Below are 2,917 nucleotides of genomic sequence, written 5' to 3' on the forward strand. Positions count from 1 at the left end.
TTCACATCGCCCGGATCCTCGCCCTCTTCGGCCAGCGTCGCGATGACCGTGCCGACCGCGACATTCTCGGTCCCCTCGGCCACCGCAATATGCGCGATCACGCCCTCGTCGACCGCTTCGAATTCCATCGTCGCCTTGTCGGTCTCGATTTCGGCCATGATGTCCCCGGCGCGGACCTCGTCGCCAACCTTGACCAGCCAGCGGGAAAGCGTGCCCTCTTCCATCGTGGGTGACAGGGCCGGCATCTTGATCGCAATCGGCATGGGCGGCGTTTTCGTCCTCGGGGTTAATTGCCTGCCCGTCTCTGGCCAATTTGGCGCGTTGGAGCAAGGGTTCAGCGCATCAATATGCAAGCTTCTTGCGCGAAATGCACTTTCGAAGGATAGTTTGCGCAGGGAGGGTCGATCATGCGCGTATACCTCGTCATCATCGACGAGACCGAGGAAGCCCGGATCGCCTTGCGGTTTGCCTCGCGGCGCGCAGCAAAGACCGGGGGCGCGGTCCATATCCTGGCGCTGGTTCCCAAACAGGAATTCGTGGCCTTCGGCGGGATCCAGGCGACAATCGAGGAAGAAGCGCGCGACCGGGCCGAAATGCTCGCCTCGAGCGCTGCCGGCGCGATACAGAGCGACGGAGGCACGCTTCCGCCGATTGCCGTGCGCGAGGGCGATGCGGTCGAGGTAATCCGGGAATACCTGGTCGAACATCCCGAAGTAGCCGCGCTCGTGCTTGGTGCGGCTCCCGAGGGAAATCCGGGGCCGCTGGTGACTCACTTCTCGCAAGCTTCCGGAGCACTGCCCTGCCCGCTCTTCATCGTACCTGGCGGGCTGCAGGACGAGGATATCGACCGCCTGAGCTAGCGCCTCCGCTTGCCCTGGTGCCGGATATTGCCAGGCCGCCCGCGCTTGCCGACATCATGTTTGCCCTTGCGGCGTGGTGGCGGGGGCTTCTTGCCGCGCGGCTCGATTGGGCGGCCCTCGCTGTCGGGCAGTTCGAACTTCAAGGCCCCGGTCAGCGGATTGGCTTCGGCGAGCTTCAGCTTCAGCCGATCGCCGATCGCGAAGCGTTCGCCCGTTTTTTCGCCGGTCAGCACCTGCGCCGCCTCGTCGTAATGATAATAGTCGTTGCCAAGGGTCGAGACCGGGACCAGCCCGTCGCCGCCCAAGCCAACGATCGTCGCGAAGAAGCCGAATTTCTGCACGCCGGTGATGCGCGTTTCGAAAGTCTCACCCACACGGCCACTGAGCCAGGCCGCGACATAACGGTCGATCGTCTCGCGTTCGGCTTCCATTGCCCGGCGCTCGGCAGCGCTGATCGCTTCGGTCACCTTTTCAAGGTTTGCGCGATCCTGGTCGGATAGGCCGGTCGTCGCCGGGAGCTTCCCCTTCGGCTTGGGCTGTTCGAGGCCGAAAGCGTCGCCCAGCGCGCGATGGACCAGCAGGTCTGCGTAACGCCGGATCGGCGACGTGAAATGGGCATAGCTGCCGAGCGCCAGCCCGAAATGGCCGACATTGCGCGGCCCATAATAGGCCTGCGTCTGGCTCCGCAGCACGGCTTCCATCAGCAGCAGCTTCTCGCCTTCGTCCGCCACATCCTTGAGCATGCGGTTGAACAGGCTTGGTGTTATCACCTGGCCCAGAGCGAGCGATTTGTCGAAGGTCTTGAGGTAATCCCGCAGGGCGACGAGCTTTTCTCGGCTCGGCGGCTCATGGATGCGATAGACCACCGGCGAGGTCTTGCTTTCGAGCGCCTTGGCCGCCGCAACATTGGCCGCGATCATGAAATCCTCGACCACGCGGTGCGCATCGAGCCGTTCGCGAATGGCGATTTCCGTGATCCTGCCCTGTTCGTCGAGCAGGACGCGCCGCTCGGGCAGTTCCAGTTCCAGCGGATCGCGCTTGTGTCGCGCCGCTTCAAGCAACCGCCATGCATCCCACAGGTGCTGCAGGTGGGCCGGTGCCTTTCCAGAGTCGATTGCCGCCTGCGCGTCCTCATAGGCGATGTTTTCGGCAATCCGGACAATCGCGCGGTTGAACTTCCACCAGGTGACCTTGCCTTGGCGCGAGATCTTGAGGTGGCAAACCATCGCGGCGCGGTCTTCGCCCTGCTTGAGCGAGCAGACATCCGCCGAGAGGATTTCGGGCAGCATCGGGACGACGCGATCGGGGAAATAGACCGAATTGCCGCGCTTCCTTGCCTCGCGATCGAGTGCTCCGCCGGGCCGCACATAATAAGAGACGTCGGCAATCGCGACCAGCGCATCAAAGCCGCCTTCCTGGTCGGGCGCGGCCCAGATCGCATCGTCGTGATCGCGGGCATCGGCCGGGTCGATCGCCACGATCGGGAGTTGCCGCAGATCCTCGCGCTTCTCCTGGTCGAGCGGCAGCCCGGCGGCACTTTTCGCCTCGGTTAGCGTGTCATCGGAAAAGGAAAATGGAATCCCGTATTTGGCGATCGCGATCAGGCTGAAGGCCCTCGGTGCCAGCGGGTCGCCAAGCACTTCGATAACCTTGACGCCCGCGCGCGGCGAGCGCCCCGCGGCCTCTGCCAGCACCAATTGCCCTGCTTCCGCCCCGCCAATGTCGGCAATCGGGGTCGAATTTCGGATGCGCTTGTCGACCGGGGCGAGCCAGCCCTTCCCGGCCCCGTCGATCTCGACCACGCCCATCAGGGTCTCGTGCGCATTGGGCAACTTCTTCATCGGATGGGCGATCCACCCGGTGCCGGTCTCTTCGGTGCGGGCCAGGATGCGGTCGCCCTTCCGGAGCGCAGAGCCCTTCTTGCGCTCGATCAGGCGCAGCCGCGGTGGCGGTGTCGCATCGTCGGGCTGCCAGCTCTCGGGAATGGCAATCGCTTCGCCGTCCTCGATCCCGGCCACGCGCAGCACGGTCACCTTGGGAATGCCCCCCATGCGGTG

3 protein-coding genes are annotated in these 2,917 nt (G+C 64.4%); 1 reads left to right on the forward strand and 2 read right to left on the reverse strand.

Going from position 1 to position 2,917, the window contains the following annotated elements:
• On the reverse strand, positions 1 to 263 hold a 263-nt coding region (locus AC16XC_RS07820), incomplete at its 3' end, for a biotin/lipoyl-containing protein (protein ID WP_484034088.1).
• A gap of 144 nt (positions 264 to 407) precedes the next feature.
• Here AC16XC_RS07820 and AC16XC_RS07825 point away from each other — a divergent pair.
• The gene (locus AC16XC_RS07825; RefSeq protein ID WP_484034089.1) at positions 408 to 860 is read left to right on the forward strand and encodes a universal stress protein; all 453 of its coding nucleotides are present in this window, start codon (positions 408 to 410) and stop codon (positions 858 to 860) included.
• On the opposite strand, the gene AC16XC_RS07830 is transcribed toward AC16XC_RS07825, so the two are convergent.
• A partial coding sequence (locus AC16XC_RS07830) for a ribonuclease R family protein (protein WP_484034090.1) occupies positions 857 to 2,917 on the reverse strand: 2,061 nt, incomplete at its 5' end. The genes AC16XC_RS07825 and AC16XC_RS07830 overlap by 4 nt on opposite strands.

The sequence above is a fragment of the Candidatus Andeanibacterium sp. genome (genome assembly GCF_057143545.1).

What these genes read in the sequence shown, in the direction of transcription:
- AC16XC_RS07825 (WP_484034089.1), top strand. Translation starts at nt 408, where the DNA reads ATGCGCGTATACCTCGTCATCATCGACGAGACCGAGGAAGCCCGGATC.